General features: G+C 68.1%; 16 protein-coding genes. 8 read left to right on the top strand and 8 right to left on the bottom strand.

What is annotated here, in order from left to right; genetic code table 11:
* Positions 1-5: 5 nt before the first annotated feature.
* The 3 genes from BC793_RS20820 (at position 6) to BC793_RS20810 (ending at position 2483) form a co-directional block, all read left to right on the top strand.
* Positions 6-1178: an Ig-like domain-containing protein gene (locus tag BC793_RS20820; protein WP_158319323.1), complete on the top strand. Its 1173-nt coding sequence runs from the start codon at positions 6-8 to the stop codon at positions 1176-1178.
* A gap of 297 nt (positions 1179-1475) precedes the next feature.
* Positions 1476-1679 (top strand): cold-shock protein, encoded by a 204-nt coding sequence (locus tag BC793_RS20815; protein WP_109594730.1) that lies wholly within the window; start codon positions 1476-1478, stop codon positions 1677-1679.
* Between the two features lie 219 nt (positions 1680-1898).
* Positions 1899-2483, top strand: a complete 585-nt coding sequence (locus BC793_RS20810) for a lysophospholipid acyltransferase family protein (protein WP_239170235.1) — start codon at positions 1899-1901, stop codon at positions 2481-2483.
* Positions 2484-2510: 27 nt separating this feature from the next.
* Here BC793_RS20810 and BC793_RS20805 read toward each other — a convergent pair whose 3' ends face one another.
* The 3 genes from BC793_RS20805 to BC793_RS20795 form a co-directional block, all read right to left on the bottom strand.
* Positions 2511-3065: a type 1 glutamine amidotransferase domain-containing protein gene (locus BC793_RS20805; protein WP_275416232.1), complete on the bottom strand. Its 555-nt coding sequence runs from the start codon at positions 3063-3065 to the stop codon at positions 2511-2513.
* A 1012-nt stretch (positions 3066-4077) separates the two neighbouring features.
* Positions 4078-4398 carry a MerR family transcriptional regulator gene (locus tag BC793_RS20800; protein ID WP_109594724.1) on the bottom strand — a complete coding sequence of 107 codons (321 nt, stop codon included), beginning with the start codon at positions 4396-4398 and terminating at the stop codon, positions 4078-4080.
* Between the two features lie 742 nt (positions 4399-5140).
* Complete coding sequence (locus BC793_RS20795) at positions 5141-5791, bottom strand: TetR/AcrR family transcriptional regulator (protein ID WP_158319322.1); 651 nt, start codon at positions 5789-5791, stop codon at positions 5141-5143.
* An 80-nt stretch (positions 5792-5871) separates the two neighbouring features.
* Here BC793_RS20795 and BC793_RS20790 point away from each other — a divergent pair, with 80 nt between their 5' ends.
* Positions 5872-6342: a YybH family protein gene (locus BC793_RS20790; protein WP_109594720.1), complete on the top strand. Its 471-nt coding sequence runs from the start codon at positions 5872-5874 to the stop codon at positions 6340-6342.
* Positions 6343-6487: 145 nt separating this feature from the next.
* Here the strand turns inward: BC793_RS20790 and BC793_RS51460 are convergent, their stop codons facing one another.
* The 3 genes from BC793_RS51460 to BC793_RS20780 all read right to left on the bottom strand — a co-directional run bounded on the left by BC793_RS51460 (position 6488) and on the right by BC793_RS20780 (position 8358).
* Positions 6488-7006, bottom strand: coding sequence for an alpha/beta fold hydrolase (locus BC793_RS51460; RefSeq protein ID WP_239170236.1), 519 nt, complete (start codon positions 7004-7006; stop codon positions 6488-6490).
* Positions 7003-7356, bottom strand: coding sequence for an alpha/beta fold hydrolase (locus BC793_RS51455; RefSeq protein ID WP_239170237.1), 354 nt, complete (start codon positions 7354-7356; stop codon positions 7003-7005). Before BC793_RS51455 ends, BC793_RS51460 begins: the two co-directional genes overlap by 4 nt.
* A gap of 153 nt (positions 7357-7509) precedes the next feature.
* Positions 7510-8358, bottom strand: coding sequence for an SDR family NAD(P)-dependent oxidoreductase (locus BC793_RS20780; RefSeq protein ID WP_109594718.1), 849 nt, complete (start codon positions 8356-8358; stop codon positions 7510-7512).
* Positions 8359-8513: 155 nt separating this feature from the next.
* Here BC793_RS20780 and BC793_RS20775 point away from each other — a divergent pair, with 155 nt between their 5' ends.
* From BC793_RS20775 to BC793_RS20765, 3 genes are all read left to right on the top strand, one after another.
* The gene (locus BC793_RS20775; protein ID WP_109594716.1) at positions 8514-9359 is read left to right on the top strand and encodes a helix-turn-helix transcriptional regulator; all 846 of its coding nucleotides are present in this window, start codon (positions 8514-8516) and stop codon (positions 9357-9359) included.
* Positions 9360-9475: 116 nt separating this feature from the next.
* On the top strand, positions 9476-10102 hold the full coding sequence (locus BC793_RS20770) for a ClpP family protease (protein ID WP_109595233.1): 627 nt from the start codon (positions 9476-9478) through the stop codon (positions 10100-10102).
* Positions 10099-10713, top strand: coding sequence for a ClpP family protease (locus BC793_RS20765; RefSeq protein ID WP_109594714.1), 615 nt, complete (start codon positions 10099-10101; stop codon positions 10711-10713). Before BC793_RS20770 ends, BC793_RS20765 begins: the two co-directional genes overlap by 4 nt.
* Here BC793_RS20765 and BC793_RS20760 read toward each other — a convergent pair whose 3' ends face one another.
* A complete protein-coding gene (locus BC793_RS20760; RefSeq protein ID WP_109594712.1) occupies positions 10714-11067 on the bottom strand; it encodes a helix-turn-helix domain-containing protein in 354 nt (117 codons plus the stop codon).
* A gap of 239 nt (positions 11068-11306) precedes the next feature.
* On the opposite strand from BC793_RS20760, the gene BC793_RS20755 reads away from it, so the two are divergent.
* Complete coding sequence (locus BC793_RS20755) at positions 11307-12053, top strand: calcium-binding protein (RefSeq protein ID WP_109594710.1); 747 nt, start codon at positions 11307-11309, stop codon at positions 12051-12053.
* Between the two features lie 128 nt (positions 12054-12181).
* On the opposite strand, the gene BC793_RS20750 is transcribed toward BC793_RS20755, so the two are convergent.
* Positions 12182-12955 carry a CAP domain-containing protein gene (locus tag BC793_RS20750; protein WP_109594708.1) on the bottom strand — a complete coding sequence of 258 codons (774 nt, stop codon included), beginning with the start codon at positions 12953-12955 and terminating at the stop codon, positions 12182-12184.
* Between the last annotated feature and the right edge of the window lie 368 nt (positions 12956-13323).

Genomic DNA, 13323 nt, shown 5'->3' with positions numbered 1-13323 from the left:
ATGTCGTGAAGCACACCGGACTCGTCACCGTGGCCGCCCTGGCCGCCTCGCTGGTCAGCGCACCACCCGCCTTCGCCGCCGGCGTCGCGCCGAAGGTATACGCACGTACCGCCGGGCACTGGGTCGGCGGTGTCACGCCGGTGACCTTCGAGACGCAGCCGAGCGAGGACCTGTCCGCCGTCACCGGCCTCACCGTGTACGCCGGCGGCCGGGAGATCGGCACGGACACCGCCGCGCCGTGGGGCATCGACTGGGACACCACGGGCTTCGACGGCCTGGTGACCCTGACCACCCGGGCGACCACGGCCGACGGCTCACTGACGACCGGCGGTTTCACCGTCCATGTCGACAACCGGGCGCCGACCGGGCTGACCGTCCGCTTCCCGCGGAAGGACGGCTACATCGGCCAGGGCGGTGAACTCGCCGTGGACGCCGCCGACAACGTCTACGTGATCGGCTCCGAGCTGATCGTCGGCGGACAAACGATCGCGTCGAAGGACCTCATGGGCGGCGGCAACCTCGATCTGCGCTGGAACGTCAAGGTCCCGAACGGCAGGACCCCGATGACGGTCCGGGTACGCGACCAGGCCGGCAACGTGACAGCGGTGACCCGGACCGTGACCGTCGACAACGACCGCCCGGTGATCACCGGCCGTACCAGCGCGGGCCGCGCGGTCCGGGGCGACTTCACCGTCTCGCTCAGCGGATACCGCGACGCCAGCCCGTTCGCCTCCTTCGAGGCCTCCCTGAACACCCCGAGACACCTGCGCTCGTACGCCCAGGAGAACTCCCGCACGGTCACCATCCGCAGCCGTGAGGTGCCGGACGGCTGGTACACGCTCGGCTGGCACGCCGTCGACGCGGCCGGCAACGAGACGGTTCTGAAGCGGTCCCTCCTGGTCGACAACCGGGTGCCGTCGGTGTGGATCACCAAGGCGCCCCGGAACCGGGCGAAGGTCACCAGGACGTTCACGGTCACCGCGGCGGCGAGCGACACGTACGGGATCGCCAAGGTGCAGCTGCTGATCAACGGCAAGGTCGTGCGGACCGACACCACGGCCGGTTACACGTTCGCGATCAACCCGAAGAAGTACGGCAAGAAGTTCACCATGCGGTTCCGCACCTACGACCGGGCCGGCAACGTCCGGTACACCACCAGCCGCACCTACCAGCGGTAGCCACATCGCCGAGCGGCCGGGCATGCGACACGGGTGCCCGGCCGCCTCGTGCGGGAACGCCCCGCCAGTGACGTCGGTTACCGGGCGAACGCGGAGGATCGGCGGCACCGAACCGATTTTGTGCTAGTGTGGCCGAGTTGCAGTTTTGATTTCCATAGACGTTTTCGGCGCCTGCTGGGTTTCAGATAATCCAGCCAGGCGCTTTTTCGTTTTTCGTGTCGTTCCGACGCGGGTGATCAACGCGGCGGCGTAAGGGCCCGCACGGTGCGGTCCCTGACAGCCTGCGAAGGAGTAGACATGGTTACAGGAACTGTGAAGTGGTTCAACGGTGACAAGGGCTTCGGCTTCATCGCCCAGGACGGCGGCGGCCCCGACGTCTTCGCCCACTTCTCCGCGATCTCGGCGAGCGGTTTCCGCAGCCTGGACGAGAACCAGCGGGTGGAGTTCGACATCACCCAGGGCCAGAAGGGCCCGCAGGCGGAGAACATCCGCGCGCTCTGATTCATCTCTCGTCAACGGCGGCCCGACTGGTTCAGCGGGCCGCCGTTCGGCGTTCACCCCACGATTCCTCGTACCCCGGGAATCGCCTGCGTGCCGCATTCACCACCGGCCCAGGAACGGCGTTTACGATCGTGAAACGGCATGGGCCTGGATTGATGAGGGTGAGTCATGGAGCTTAGTCGTTCTACCAGCCGGATCCCCCCGGTCTACCGAGCGGTCATGGCGGCGGCGGGGCCGATCGTGCGCTGGTGGGGCCGCCTCGAAGTGGTCGGCCTGGACCTCCTCCCACTGGAGGGCGCGACGATCGTCCCGGCCAACCACGACAGCGCGTGGGATCCGGTGGTGATCGCCTTCGCCGCCCGCCGGCAGCGGCAGATCCAGGCCCTCGCCAAGGACACCCTCTGGCGGAATGCGCTGCTGCGCCGCGTACTCGACGGGATGGGCCAGATCCCCGTCCGGCGCGGGAAGGCGGACATGGACGCGCTGGACGCCGCGGTGCAGTGCCTTTCGCACGGCGGTTGCCTCGGCATCTTCCCCGAGGGCACCCGTTCCCAGGGCCGGCAGCTGCGCGCCCGGAGCGGTGTCGGACGCCTCGCTCACGCTGTGCCGCAGGCCCGCATCGTCTGCGCGGCGGTCTCCGGAACGGTGGACATCGCCCGTTTCCCGCGACGCCCCCGGCTGAAGGTCACGTTCTTCGAGCCCACCCCGGCGCCCCCGGCGGAGTCCGCGATCGAGCTGGCCGCCAGGCTGACCGCCGAGCTCCGTGCCGTCGCCCCGGTGCCGGCGGCCGGGCAGGACTCCTGACCGACCGCCTCGGCCCGGGTTCGGGCATCACGCCTGTGGGAGGGCGGCGACCAGCTTCTCGGTGAAGGCCGGCAGGTCGTCCGGCTTGCGGCTGCTGATCAAGGGGAAACCGTCGGCGTCCACCACGATCTCCTGATCCACCCACGTGGCGCCGGCGTTGGTGAAATCCGTGGCCAGTGACGGCCAGGAGGTGATCGTCCGGCCCTCGACCACGCCCGCCTCGATGAGCACCCAGCCGCCGTGGCAGATCACGGCGATCGGTTTGCCGGCGGCGGCGAACGCCTTCACGAACTCGACGGCCGGCTGCTGGGTGCGCAGGAGATCACCGTTGGGGACGCCACCCGGAAGAACCAGCGCGCTGTAGTCCGCCACCCGGGCGTCGTCCAGAGTGATGTCCACGTCGAAGGTGTCGGCCTTGTCGAGGTGGTTGAAGCCCTGCACGGTGCCCGGCTTCAACGAGATCAGCGCCGGTGTCGCACCGGCCTTCTCGACAGCCTGCCAGGGGGCGGTCAGCTCGACCTGTTCGATGCCCTCTTCCGCGACCAGGAATGCCACCCGCGTACCTGTGGAGATCGTCATCATCGTCCTTTCCGCGATCCGATACGGCTGCCATGCCCGTCCCGGAACCACCAAAACGTGACTCTCCCCGCGGCAGGGAACTCCCGCGTCCCCATGACGAGGGCCCCGGCGCTTTGCGCGCCGGGGCCCAGGGTTACGGGTTTACTACACCATCTACCGACAGTTAAGTCGGCTTGTCGTATCCACACCGGCCGCGCACTTCAACGGCTTGCGGTGTGAGGATCGCATACGCGTGACCGGAGACCACCTCACGTTCGAAGAGACTGCGGTGTCCACCCCCAGAACCAGAACTGCATCCTGACGGCAGGCGATCCAACGGTGCCGAACCCTCCCTTTCCTCTGCTTCCATTACCTGTGCTGTTGTACTGCAACCTGCCGGTGCCGGAGCCCCACGCAAACTTCACGGCCCCAAACACGTACGACAGAAACCTGCCTCTCAGGCAGAGCCCCGAACGCGCATCGGCCCTACCTGCATGTGCCCTGACCTGGAACTACGTCAAGGTCTTGACTACAACTTCTACTTCCACTCTTGGTTGCATCAGGCGGAGCCCTGAACCCGCATCGGCCCGGCCTGCTCTCGTCTTGCCACTACTTGCCTTGCCACTTGCTGGGGTGCGGTCATGCACTCCATCGCAGTCCCGAGCGAGCCACGAACTTCCGGGCCCTACTTGACGCTCGAACCGCTACGTCTGCGTCTTCAACGATCTTTGCTGTCAACGAAAGAAACACTAACCGGCCCTGCCAAGAAAGTCTAGTAACTTCGACCCAGATTTTCTGAGCCTCTGCTCCCACCTTGTACAGCGAGTAATCCGGCCGCGGTAGCGCCTGGTCATGCGCCGCAGCGGGGAGCCGCGCGGAGCCCTACGTGGACCAGGTCGGCTAGACCTGCCCAGCGCCGGCAACCTCTCGAAGTCGCGCACGGTCCAGCGCACCACCGGCCGGAGTCGCTCCAGGCCGGTCGCGGGTACGACAAACGGTCCCTCTCACGCAGGAGAAGGACCGTAGGGCGATGGAATCAGGCAGCGTCCGCGTGCTGTCGGCGCTGGTAGCTCTGATGGTGCCGGAGAGCGTCTTCGAGCTGGTCTTCGAGGATGATGATCCGACAGGCCGCCTCCAGGGCGGTGCCGCGGTCGACCATCTCCCGAGCCCGTGCGGCCAGACGCAACTGATAGCGGGAGTAACGACGGTGCCCGCCTGCGGACCGGAACGGCGTGATCAGTTTCGCCTCGTCGAGTCGGCGCAGGAAGTCGGGCGAGGCGCCGGTGATCTCCGCGGCGCGACCCATCGTGTAGGCGGGGAAGTCCTCATCGTCGAGCAGGTCATGCGGTGGGGCCATACAGGTACCTCCGTGACGAGGGCCCCGGCGCAGAAGCGCCGGGGCCCAGGGTTACGGGTTTACTACACCATCTACCGGCAAAAACGCCGGCTTGTCGTATCCACACCGGCCGCACACTTCAACGGCTCGCGGTGTGAGGATCGCATACGCGTGACCGGAGACCACCTCACGTTCGAAGAGACTGCGGTGTCCACCCCCAGAACCAGAACTGCATCCTGACGGCAGGCGATCCAACGGTGCCGAACCCTCCCTTTCCTCTGCTTCCATTACCTGTGCTGTTGTACTGCAACCTGCCGGCGTCGGAGCCCCACGCAAACTTCACGGCCCCAAACACGTACGACAGAAACCTGCCTCTCAGGCAGAGCCCCAAACGCGCATCGGCCCTACCTGCATGTGCCCTGACCTGGAACTACGTCAAGGTCTTGTCTTGCCACTTCTACTCTCGGTTGCATCAGGCGGAGCCCCGAACGTGCATCGGCCCGGCCTGCTCTCGTCTTGCCACTACTTGCCTTGCCACTTACTGGGGTGCGGTTCATGCACTCCATCGCAGTCCCGAGCGAGCCACGAACTTCCGGGCCCTACTTGACGCTCGAACCGCTACGTCTGCGTCTTCAACGATCTTTGCTGTCAACGAGAGAAACACTAACCGGCCCTGCCAAGAAAGTCTAGCAACTTCGACCCAGATTTTCTGGGCCACTGCTCCCCACTCTGAAACACGTACCGGGAGCCGGCGTCCGCCGCGTCAGTGCGCAGCGAGCAGACCGGCCGCGGTTGCACTGATCATGCGCTGGAGGGTGGGGCGGAACGGCGGGAACACCCGCGCGATCTCCGGCTCCCGGTCGTACAGCTGCTGCAGCGCTTCCGGGGGACGAGTGATCGGGAACAGTTTCGCGACGAACGCGCTGGCCGCCATCACGAGCGAGGCCCCATCGGTGTCGGTCAGCTGCGGGCAGGCGAGGGTGATCTTCCGCCCGACGGTGAAGTAGGTGTCGATGGCCCAGAGTTTGTAGACCTTCAGGGCCGCTACCGACACGTTGTGTTCCAGCATGGTCTCGGCATGCGTGGTGAGGTCGCAATACAGCGGACGGTCGACGTAAGCGTCGGTGAGTGCGGCCGCCACCGCGAGGTGGCCACTCGCCTTGTCCAGCGCGCTGCCCGCCGCGGCTGCCCAGTCTGTGCCCTCCCGCATCGTGAGCTGCAGGTAGATCTCCTCACGGGTGCCGAAATAGCGCAGGATGTTGGACTTGGCCAGCCCCACCTTCGCGGCGATGTCGCCCAGGCTGACCTGGGCTACCCCGGAGTCATGTGCGAGTTCGGCGGCGATGGCGAGAATCGCCTCGCGCCGCTGATTCTTCTGCTCCGGGCGCCGCGCCCGCTGAAACGACGTGTCCATGGCAGCCCTCACCATAGCCCGCCGCAGTAAGAGAACGATGTTCTGTTGTTAAGAGAACATCGTTCTTGTATGGTTCCGCCATGACCGTCACCAGCACCGATCTCGAACGAACCATCGACGCGTTCGTAGCCGCCTTCAACGAGCCGGAGCCGGATCTCGAACGGGTCATGTCGTTCTTCGCCGAGGACGCCCGGTATCTCCCCGGCCGCGCCCCTGAGCGTCGGGGCCCGGCCGAGATCCGGGCGGAATTCGCGCCCCAGTTCGCCGGGCGGTACGGCGCCATGACCTTCGACGTCTACGACAAGGTGATCGATGCGGAGCGCCGCCGGGCGACGATCCGGTGGGCGTGCCGGCTCGACCTCTCCGGCGCCCACGGCCGGCGTGCCATGCCGGTGCTGCGATGGTTCGCCCGCCTGCGCTTCGGCGGCCGTTTGCAGTGGCACGGACTGGACGTGTTCCATTTCGATGCCGACGGCCGCATCACCGGCAAATACACGTATGCCACGTTCCGCCTGCCGCTCATGCAGCGCGACGGGCAACGGATCGGGTAGCAGGAATCGGCGGATCCAGCCGTCGACGCGGGCACGGCGAGCGCCAGTCGTCCCGGTACCGGAACGCGCGCCGGGGAGGCCCCGGGTGACCCGGCGATCTACGGGTTCGCCCCGGGGCCTGCCCTCGACCGCTCCGCTTGGGTGGTCAGGCCTTGGCGGCGTTGGTCACCACGGCGTCGACGATCCGGTCCCAGGCGCGCTCGGGCAGGTCGTGGCCCATGTCCGGGATCAGGACCAGCTCCGCGCCGGGGACGGCGGCGGCCGTTGCCCGTCCGCCGCTCACGTCGACCAAACGGTCGGCCTCGCCGTGGATGACCACGGTGGGTACCTTCAGCGTACGCAGGCTGGGGGTGCGGTCCGCAGCCGTGACGATCGCGGCGAACTGCCGGGTCGTGCCGGCCGGATGGTAGGCACGGTCGACCTTCGCGGCGGCGCCGCCGACCCGGTCGTCCTCGCTGATCTCGACACCGGGCGAGCCGATCAGGCGGTAGAGGGCGACGTCCGCGGCGATCGCGGCCTCACGGTCGGCGCCGGGCCGGGGCATCAGGACGGAGACGTCGTCGAGGGTGGCCTGCCCGACCGCGCGGTCGCCGGTGGTCGACATGATCGAGGCGAGGCTGGCGACGAGGTCGGGCCGCTCGACGGCGACCAGCTGCGCGATCATGCCGCCCATCGAGACGCCGACCAATGCGCCCGGTGCACGCCGAGGGCCTCGATCAGACCGGCGGTGTCGGCGGCCATGTCCGACAGCCCGTACCGCACCGAGGACCGGTCACCGGTGAACAGCGCGGGCACATCGACGTCACCGAGGTCGTCCAGCCAGGTCGAGAGGCCGACGTCGCGGTTGTCGAAGCGGATCACGTGGAAGCCCCGGGCGGCGAGGGCCGCACAGAACCCGTCGGGCCAGGCGATCATCTGCTCGCCGAGGCCCATGATGAGCAGCATCGCCGGGTCTGCCGGATCACCGAAGGTCTCGTAGCAGAGGTCGACGGCGTTCGAGCGTACGAAAGGCAAGGTGTACTCCCATTCTCAGGACCCGGCTGGCCACCACGCGGACTTTCCGCACCGCATGCGGAAGTCGATCACTGGATCGTTCCACGCTCCGTCAACGCAGCACAGTGGACGCTCGCCGGGTCGGCGGTGCCCATGTCCCCACATGGCACCGGGTTACGCGTCCGGCGTGATGTCGGTGGAGAAGGCCAGCTCACGGCCGTTCTCGACATCGGCGGTCAGCGCCTCGATGCGGGCCTTCGCCAGCCCGTACGAGTCGGAGCCGAGCAGCTGGTGCAACGGGGCCTTACCGGCGGTGGCCACGTCGATGATCGCGGCGGCGGCCTTGACCGGGTCGCCGAGCTGGGTGCCGGGCATCGCCAGATGCGCCTCGGTCATCTCCCGGATCGCCTCGTAGCCGGCGATCGTGGTCGACGGCAGACCGAGAGAGGTGGTGCGCAGGAAATCGGTACGCGTGTACCCGGGCTCGACGAGGTTGACCTCGATGCCGAAGCCGGAGACCTCGGCATCGAGTGCCTCGGTGAGGCCCTCCAGGGCGTACTTTCCGGCGCAGTAGAGACCCCAGCCCGGGAACGCGGTCATGCCGAGGATCGATGAGATGTTGATGATGCGGCCGCCGCGCCGGGCCCGCATGGCCGGCAGCACCGCCCGCAGCACGTTCCAGACCCCGAAGATCTGTACGTCGAACATCTGCCGGGCCTCGACGTCGGAGACCTCCTCGACCGCGCCGAGGAAGCCGTACCCGGCGTTGTTGACGACCACGTCGATCTGACCGAAACGCCGGGTGCACTGGTCGACGGCCGCCGCGACGGCCGCCTCGTCGGTGAGGTCGAGCTCGAGGGTCAGCAGCCGGGACCGATCGACTCCCCCGAGTGCCTCGTCGAGGCGCCGCGCCGTACGGGTGGTGGCGGCCACGGTGTCGCCGCGGCGCAGCAGTCGGGTGACCAGTTCCAGTCCCAGGCCACGCGACGTGCCGGTGACGAACCAGGTGGTGGGGTGCGACATGGCGTTCTCCTCATGGTGTTCGGATCTCGACAGGTTCCATCCTGCGAGCGGCACCACCGCCGCCGACAGGTCCGAACTGGCCCAGCGCTACCTGGGAACGCCATGCCCCCTCACGCCCTTCTCGCAGGCAGACGGACCGCGCCATAATTTCCGGCATGGCGGCGAACACGGACCTGAGCGACTTTCTGCGGACGTGCCGAACCAACACGGCCCCCGAGACGGCCGGGATCGTCGCACCGGACGCGACGGCCGGGCGGCGGGTACGCGGGTTGCGCCGGGAAGAGGTGGCGCATCTCGCCGGAGTGAGCGTCGACTACTACACCCGTCTGGAGCAGGGCCGCCACAGCACCCCGTCGGACGCGGTCGTCGACGCCCTGGCGCGGGTGTTCCGGCTGGAGCCGGCCGCCCGCGCACACCTGGCCGATCTGGCGCGACCGACCCGGCAACGCACCAGGCAGACACCGCCACAGCGTGTGCGCCCGGCCATGCAGCAGATGATCGCCTCGATGACCGAGCACCCGGCGATGATCCTGGGCCGGCGCACCGACGTACTGGCCGCGAATCTGCTCGCCCGGGCCCTGCTCACCGACTGGACGCGCCTGCCGGCCCGGGACCGCAACTACACGCGGTGGATCTTCCTCGACTCCGGCGCCCGCGCCGCTTTCCTCGACTGGCCGTCCGTGGCAGCCGACGTCGTCGGCACGCTGCGTCTCTACGCCGGCCGCAACCCGGACGACACCAGGCTCAACGAACTGGTCGGCGAACTGACGATCAAGAGCCCTGAGTTCCGTACGTGGTGGAACAGCCACAAGGTGCACGAACGCACCCACGGCACCAAGCACATGATCCACCCCGCGGTCGGGCCGATCACCCTGCGGTACGAAGCGTTGACACTGCCCGGCGACGAGGACCAGACGCTCTTCCTTTACACCGCCGACCCGGGCAGCTCGTCACAGGAGAACCTGCGACTGCTCGGCCTGACCGTCAACCCCGGTGATTGAGCCCGGCACCCTCCTTCCCTCCCTCGTCATCTGCTGACCGCAGATCGGCTTGGCCGGCGGGCGCCGTCGCGTCGATGGTGGAGACGGCACGCAGGGCCGAGCCGGAGGAGAGAACCATGCATCCATTCACTGCCGCGACGCCGGGCGGGACCGGGTCCGTCGACGACCAGCTGTCCATCCAGCTGCTGCACCAGCGCATCATCGTGCTCGGGTCCGAGGTCGACGACCCGATCGCCAACCGGATCTGCGGGCAGCTGCTGCTGTTGTCCGCGGAGGACCCGCTGAGCACCATCAACCTGTACATCAACTCGCCGGGCGGTTCGGTCACCGCCGGGCTGGCGATCTACGACACCATGCGGCTGATCCCGAACGACGTCAGTACGCTGGCCCTCGGGCTCGCCGGGAGCATGGGGCAGTTCCTGCTCACCGCCGGGACTCCCGGCAAGCGGTACGCCCTGCCGCACGCCCAGATCCTGATGCACCAGGGCTCGGCCGGGTTCGGCGGCACCGCGGCGGACGTGGAGATCTACGCCAACCAGCTGGAGCGGCTCGGCCAGACGCTGCTGCGCCTGACCGCCGAGCACACCGGCCAGCCGATCGACACGGTCGAACGCGACAGCCGGCGGGACCGCTGGTTCACCGCCGAGGAGGCGCTCGAGTACGGCCTCATCGACCGGGTGCTCGACAGTGTCGACGACGTGCGCCCCGAGATGGCCCGTCAGCCGATGGGACTGGGCGCATGAGCCACTACACCATCCCGACCGTCGTGGAGAAGACGCCGAGCGGGGAACGCGCCTTCGACATCTACTCCCGGCTGCTGTCGGACCGGATCATCTTCCTCGGCACCGAGATCGACGACGGGGTCGCCAACGTGGTGATCGCCCAGCTCATCCACCTGGAGTCCACCGGGGAACAGGAGATCGGGCTGTACATCAACTCCCCGGGCGGATCCTTCAGCGCACTGACGGCGATCTACGACACCATGCACTTCATCCGTTGTGACATCGCCACCACCTGCGTGGGACAGGCCGCGTCGGCGGCCGCGGCGCTGCTGGCGGCCGGCACCCCCGGCAAGCGGTCGGTGCTACGGCACGCGAAGGTCACCCTGCACCAGCCGTCCGGCCAGGCCCGCGGCACGCTGCCGGACCTGGCCGTGGAGGCCAAGGAGGTGGCCAAGGTCCGCGCCGAGATGGATCAGATCCTGGCCGAGCACACCGGTCATTCGGTCGCCAGGATCCGGGAGGACACCGACCGCCGGATGACGCTGGCGGCCCCCGACGCCGTCGCCTACGGCCTCGCCGACCGGGTCATCACCCGGCGCGAGCCGCGCGGTTACCGCCTCAACGCCGCCTGATCAGGCGGCCAGCAGGACGACATCGCCGGACCGGGAACCGCGTGGCGCCTGTGCCGCGCGACGCAGCCGGGCCGTCTCCAGCCGGAGGACCGGGGCGCGATGCACCGTGAGGTCGCGCCCCACCTCGGCCAGCAGGTCGCCCAGCCCGATGCCCAGCGAATCGCAGACGGCGGCCACGATCTCCGAACTCGCCTCCTTGCGGCCGCGCTCGACCTCGGACAGATACTGCACCGAGACGCACGCGTCCCGGGCCACCTCGGCAAGGGTCCGCTCCTGCTCCAGCCGGCGGCGCCGCAGCACCTCGCCGAGCAGGGTGCGCAAGAGAGGCCGGGGTCGGTACGTCACGTCTGCCATGCGCCGACGGTAGTGAGCCGTCGCCGTCCCCGACACCCGATCCGGCCCGGTTCTGCCAGCAGCGTAGGAGCCGCTTCGGCTTCGAGGCGCCCTCCGTCAGCGGCGGCCCGGTCCGAGCCGCCGATCTCTTCCGCGAAGTGCTCCGTGGTCGCGGGTCCGCGGTGTGACACGAAAACGGGAGATGCCCCATCGACCGTCCTCATAGGATTCACGTATCAGCAGCCAGGGACGGGGTTCACATGTTCAGTCTCCACCGTAGGAAGCTCGCCGCAATCGGCTTCGCGGCCGCCGCCACCACCGCGCTGTTCGCCTCGCCGGCACAGGCCGCCTCGGCCGCCAAGGCCGAGGTCGTGGGGAAGAACAGCACCGTCGTCCGATTCACCGCGGCCGCTGGTCAGGCCAACTCGCTGGTCATCACCGTCTCCGGCCGGACGATCACCCTGAACGACACGGTCGCCATCAAGGCAGGCAAGGGCTGCAAGGCGGTCAAGGGCGACAAGACCAAGGTCAAGTGCACCACCGCAAAGAAGCCGACGGGACTCGACGTCACGCTCGGAAACATGAACGACTTCGTCGACAACGACACCGCGGTCCCCCTGACCGCCAACGGCGGGACCGGCGACGACACGGTCTTCGGCGGAACCGGAAAGGACACCCTCACCGGCGGCGACGGCATCGACGACGTGCAGGGCGCCTCCGGCAACGACACCCTCCGCGGCGGCCGCGGCAACGACCACGTCGAGGGCGGACCGGGCAAGGACAGGATCTACGGCGAGACCGGCCACGACGACCTGATCGGCGGCGACCTGGACGGCGAACTGGCCGACAGCGGCGACACCATCTACGGCGGCGCGGGCAACGACTTCCTGCTCGGCGGCTACGGCAACGACACCCTCTACGGCAACGCCGGCAACGACAACCTGTCCGGCGGCTTCGGCAACGACAAACTGGTCGGCGGGCCCGGCAACGACACCGCCACCCAGTAACAGCCAGACGAAGGCGCTGGGCGACCTTCGCACCAACCGCCGGCACCAGGAGCGCCAAAGGCCGTGACCTATGTTTCCACAGGTCACGGCCTGATTGCGCGGGGGCCAGCCGCGCGGGTGGCGCTGTGTCAGGCCGGCGTCGCGAAGTTCTGGGTCCAGTACTGGGTGCCCGAGGACGACTTCGCCAAGCCGACGCCGATCTCCGTGTAGGCGCAGTTGAGGATGTTGGCCTTGTGGCCGGGACTGTTCATCCAGCCGTTCATGACGCTCGCGGGGCTGGTGTAGCCGGCGGCGACGTTCTCGGCGACGCCTCGCCACCGGTAGCCCTCGGCGGTGACCCGGTCGCCCATGCTCGCTTCCCCGGGCAGCTGGTGCGACATGCTGTTCTGCGCGGCCTGGAGCTCGGAGTGCTTCTGCGCCGCCGCCTCCAGGCGCGACTCACCGCTGAGGCCGGAACAGCCGGCTTTCTGCCGTTCGATGTTGACCAGCCGGATCACTTCGGCCGTGACCGAGGAGGAAGCGGTGCCGTCGCTGGCCGGCGTCGAAGTCGCCGGCGTGGAGACTCGGGGCCGCCGCTTGATGGACGACGTCGGCTGGGTCGACGGCCGGACGGTCGTCAGGGTGCTCCGTGGCGGCACTACCGATGCGGATACCGACGGCCCGGCAGACTTCGACACCGCGGGCGTGGCCGTCGGCGACGTGTCCGGTAGAGCCTCCACGGTCTCGGCAGGCGCGCCAGTGGCGGTCGTCCGCTCAGCGCCGGGAGCAGCCGCGGTCAGGCGAACCTCACCGTCACCGGAAGCGGTCCCCGCGACGATCGATGCGGACCCGGCGGCGATCAAGCCGAGTGCGCCTACGACAGTCAGGGTGTTGCGGATCCGCCGGTTTGGGGGGATGGGCACGGACTTTCACCTCGTCGGCTCGCGGCGCAGCGGTGCTGCTGCTGGAGCTTCCGGATCTCGGAAGCAGCCGACTTACTATTCATGCCTGAACCGGACAGAGATCGATAATAAGGAATCATTAAGGTTCGCTTCATCGAGAACTAACGGTCACCGACCCACCATGATCGTCACCTTCGGCAGGCTACGACCCGCTGATTGCCTTCGCCGGCAGCTCGGAGCAACTCCCCCACTCAACTGACTCGACGTCTTTCCGTAGAACAGAGTGAAGCCGAGCTATAGAGCCTGTTTCTGATCTATATAACTGGTCATCTGGTACGGGTGACAACGGTCGGCGTGGCGGCCATCGATAGCAGACGGGCTCTTGGTAA

It is taken from the genome of Actinoplanes xinjiangensis (assembly GCF_003148685.1).
In the GTDB taxonomy this organism is placed as follows: Bacteria; Actinomycetota; Actinomycetes; order Mycobacteriales; family Micromonosporaceae; genus Actinoplanes; species Actinoplanes xinjiangensis.
The sequence above is the reverse complement of the archived record's forward strand: the minus strand, read 5'-3'. Positions and strand labels throughout refer to the sequence as shown.

Coding starts and splice junctions, on each gene's coding strand:
- BC793_RS20815 (WP_109594730.1), top strand. CDS start 1,476: ATGGTTACAGGAACTGTGAAGTGGTTCAACGGTGACAAGGGCTTCGGC.
- BC793_RS20810 (WP_239170235.1), top strand. CDS start 1,899: ATGGCGGCGGCGGGGCCGATCGTGCGCTGGTGGGGCCGCCTCGAAGTG.
- BC793_RS20805 (WP_275416232.1), bottom strand. CDS start 3,065: ATGATGACGATCTCCACAGGTACGCGGGTGGCATTCCTGGTCGCGGAA.
- BC793_RS20800 (WP_109594724.1), bottom strand. CDS start 4,398: ATGGCCCCACCGCATGACCTGCTCGACGATGAGGACTTCCCCGCCTAC.
- BC793_RS20795 (WP_158319322.1), bottom strand. CDS start 5,791: ATGGACACGTCGTTTCAGCGGGCGCGGCGCCCGGAGCAGAAGAATCAG.
- BC793_RS20790 (WP_109594720.1), top strand. CDS start 5,872: ATGACCGTCACCAGCACCGATCTCGAACGAACCATCGACGCGTTCGTA.
- BC793_RS51460 (WP_239170236.1), bottom strand. CDS start 7,006: ATGATCGCGCAGCTGGTCGCCGTCGAGCGGCCCGACCTCGTCGCCAGC.
- BC793_RS20780 (WP_109594718.1), bottom strand. CDS start 8,358: ATGTCGCACCCCACCACCTGGTTCGTCACCGGCACGTCGCGTGGCCTG.
- BC793_RS20775 (WP_109594716.1), top strand. CDS start 8,514: ATGGCGGCGAACACGGACCTGAGCGACTTTCTGCGGACGTGCCGAACC.
- BC793_RS20770 (WP_109595233.1), top strand. CDS start 9,476: ATGCATCCATTCACTGCCGCGACGCCGGGCGGGACCGGGTCCGTCGAC.
- BC793_RS20765 (WP_109594714.1), top strand. CDS start 10,099: ATGAGCCACTACACCATCCCGACCGTCGTGGAGAAGACGCCGAGCGGG.
- BC793_RS20760 (WP_109594712.1), bottom strand. CDS start 11,067: ATGGCAGACGTGACGTACCGACCCCGGCCTCTCTTGCGCACCCTGCTC.
- BC793_RS20755 (WP_109594710.1), top strand. CDS start 11,307: ATGTTCAGTCTCCACCGTAGGAAGCTCGCCGCAATCGGCTTCGCGGCC.